Source organism: Actinomyces succiniciruminis (assembly GCF_900002405.1).
In the GTDB taxonomy this organism is placed as follows: Bacteria; Actinomycetota; Actinomycetes; order Actinomycetales; family Actinomycetaceae; genus Actinomyces; species Actinomyces succiniciruminis.
The window spans coordinates 1-3,413 of the sequence record NZ_LK995545.1 but is presented as its reverse complement, the minus strand read 5'-3'; the positions used below and the strand labels follow the sequence as shown (position 1 = coordinate 3,413).

The following is a 3,413-nucleotide window of genomic DNA, read 5'->3' as shown; positions in this document are numbered from 1 at the left end:
CCCCGTCGCGTGCGGGCGCCGGCCGCCGTTTTCGTAAGCCGCGCGTGGCGTATGCGGCGGCGCCCGCACGGTGGGGCTGCCCGGGTTGACGCCGAATGACGCCGTATCCGCTAACGTGGCGGCAGACCACCCGCCGCGTGCGGTCCAGCCGCCCTTGCGCGCCCGCGCACCAGGATGAACAGGAACGAACTTGACGAGTCTTGACACCTTCCACTCCCGTGCCACCCTCGACGTGGACGGCCGCCCCTACGAGATCTTCCGACTCGACGCCGTCGGCGGCCTGGGCCGCCTGCCCTACGCCCTGAAGGTCCTGGCGGAGAACCTGCTGCGCACCGAGGACGGCGCCAATGTCACCGCCGACCACGTGCGCGCGCTCGCCTCTTGGGACCCCGCGGCCGAGCCGGACACCGAGATTCAGTTCACCCCGGCGCGGGTGATCATGCAGGACTTCACCGGCGTGCCCTGCATCGTCGACCTGGCCACCATGCGCGAGGCCGTGGCCGAGCTGGGCGGCGACCCGGAGGTCATCAACCCGCTGGCCCCCGCGGAGATGGTCATCGACCACTCCGTGCAGATCGACTCCTTCGGCCTGCCCAGCTCCCTGGAGCGCAACAAGGAGCGCGAGTACGAGCGCAACGCCGAGCGCTACCAGTTCCTGCGCTGGGGACAGGGCGCCCTGGCGAACTTCCGCGTGGTCCCGCCGGGCACCGGCATCGTCCACCAGGTCAACATCGAGCATTTGGCCCGCACCGTCTTCACCCGCCAGACCACCGGGGCCGACGGCGCCCCCGTCACCCAGGCCTACCCGGACACCTGCGTGGGCACCGACTCCCACACCACCATGGTCAACGGCCTGGGCGTGCTCGGCTGGGGCGTGGGCGGCATCGAGGCGGAGGCCGCCATGCTCGGCCAGCCCGTGTCCATGCTGATCCCGCGCGTGGTCGGCTTCAAACTCTCCGGCGCCATTCCCGCCGGGGCCACCGCCACGGACGTGGTGCTCACCATCACCCAGATGCTGCGCGAACACGGCGTGGTCGGCAAGATCGTGGAGTTCTACGGCGAGGGCGTGGCCGCGGTGCCGCTGGCCAACCGCGCCACCATCGGCAACATGAGCCCCGAGTTCGGCTCCACCGCCGCCATCTTCCCCATCGACGACGTCACCCTGGACTACCTGCGCCTGACCGGCCGCTCCGAGGAGAACATTCGCCTGGTGGAGGAGTACACCAAGGCGCAGGGCCTGTGGCACGACCCGTCCCGACAGGCCGTCTACTCCGAGTACCTGGAGCTGGACCTGTCCACCGTGGTGCCCTCCATCGCCGGCCCCAAGCGGCCGCAGGACCGCATCGAGCTGTCCGACTCGAAGGCCGCCTTCGAGCGGACGCTGCCCGCCTACGCCGCCGAGCCGCACAAGCCCACGCCGGTCGCGCTCGCGGACGGCACGCAGGTCACCCTCGACCACGGCCACGTCGCCATCGCCTCGATCACCTCCTGCACCAACACCTCCAACCCGTCGGTGATGGTGGCGGCCGGGCTGCTGGCCCGCAACGCCGTTGCCAAGGGACTGCGCTCCAAGCCGTGGGTGAAGACCTCCACCGCCCCCGGCTCCCAGGTGGTCACCGACTACTACGAGAAGGCCGGGCTGTGGCCCGCCCTGAACGAGCTCGGCTTCAACCTGGTCGGCTACGGCTGCGCCACCTGCATCGGCAACTCCGGGCCGCTGCCCGCCGAGGTGTCGGCCGCGGTGAATGATGCCGACCTCACCGTCGTGTCGGTGCTGTCCGGCAACCGCAACTTCGAGGGGCGCATCAACCCCGACGTGAAGATGAACTACCTGGCCTCCCCGCCGCTGGTGATCGCCTACGCCCTGGCCGGCACCATGGACTTCGACTTCGCCACCGAGCCGCTGGGCCAGGACGGCGAGGGCCGGGACGTGTTCCTCGCCGACATCTGGCCCGACCCCACCGAGGTGCAGGCCGTCATCGACGCCACCATCGACCGGGAGATGTACACGCGCGACTACGCCGACGTGTTCGCCGGCGATGCGCGCTGGCAGGGTCTGGACACCCCGGAGGGGGAGACCTTCACCTGGGACGAGGACTCCACCTACGTGCGCAAGGCCCCCTTCTTCGACGGCCTGACCATGGAGCTGACCCCCGTGGAGGACGTGACCAGAGCCCGCGTGCTCGCCCTGCTGGGCGACTCGGTCACCACCGACCACATCTCCCCGGCAGGCGCCATCAAGGCCGACTCCCCGGCGGGCCGCTACCTGGCCGCCCGTGGGGTGGCGAGAGCGGACTTCAACTCCTACGGTTCGCGCCGCGGCAACCACGAGGTCATGATCCGCGGAACCTTCGCCAACATCCGCCTGCGCAACCAGCTGCTCGACGGCGTGGAGGGCGGATACACCCGCAACTTCCTCACCGGCCAGACCGAGTCGATCTTCGACGCCTCCCAGGCCTACCAGGCCGCGGGCGTGCCGCTGGTGGTGCTGGGCGGTAAGGAGTACGGCTCCGGCTCCTCGCGCGACTGGGCGGCCAAGGGCACGGCCCTGCTGGGGGTCAAGGCGGTCATCGCCGAGTCCTTCGAGCGTATTCACCGCTCCAACCTGATCGGCATGGGCGTGGCGCCGCTGCAGTTCCCCGCCGGCCAGTCGGCGGCCTCGCTGGGCCTGGACGGCACCGAGACCTTCTCCATCACCGGGCTGACCGCCCTCAACGACGGCGTCACCCCCCGCACCGTGACGGTCACCGCCCGGCGGGACGACGGCGAGCAGGTCACCTTCGAGGCGACCGTGCGCATCGACACTCCCGGGGAGGCGGACTACTTCCGCAACGGCGGGATCCTGCAGTACGTGCTGCGCGGGCTGGCCCGCGGCGAGCAGCGGTAGCGAGCCTCCGCGCGGAGGCCGTGCGGGTGGAGGTGACCCTGGACGGCCCCGTGCGTGAGCTCGGTTCACCGGGCGCGGGGCGTGACCTCGCACTCGGAAATTACGGAAAGGCTAAGTTGCCTTTTTGGCGTGGTCACGCGGCATTTGCCGCGGGTCCCCCGCCCGTGGTTTGCGCGAGTCGGGGGAGCTGAACGCAGACGAATCCGGCTGTGGCGACTCGGCCCGAATGCAGCCTCGCAGGTGCGGTCCGCCGTGTCTGTTCAGGCCGCGCACGGGCCGCTGGGCCGGGCTGAATGACGTCTCGGAACAGGCTGGAAGAATGGCGGAATTGCGCGGCCGCGGCCGTGGCCGCGATGGGTACGCCACGCGCGTCGTGCCCGTGGCGACGGCGTGCGCGGGCCCGGGTGCGGGGCGGCTGTGCAGCTCCGCGCAACGCCCCTAATTGTACGGACAAATCCGCGTTCCGGTGGGTAGCCGTATATGTGTTATGTCTCAGGACATCGGTGACAGTTCTGCCTCAGGACAT

The 3,413-nt window shown here is 70.3% G+C and carries 1 protein-coding gene; it reads left to right on the top strand.

Going from position 1 to position 3,413, the window contains the following annotated elements; translation table 11 throughout:
- The first annotated feature begins 190 nt into the window (after positions 1 to 190).
- The gene (gene acnA / locus BN1056_RS14480) at positions 191 to 2,887 is read left to right on the top strand and encodes an aconitate hydratase AcnA (RefSeq protein WP_210582432.1); all 2,697 of its coding nucleotides are present in this window, start codon (positions 191 to 193) and stop codon (positions 2,885 to 2,887) included.
- Positions 2,888 to 3,413: the final 526 nt, after the last annotated feature.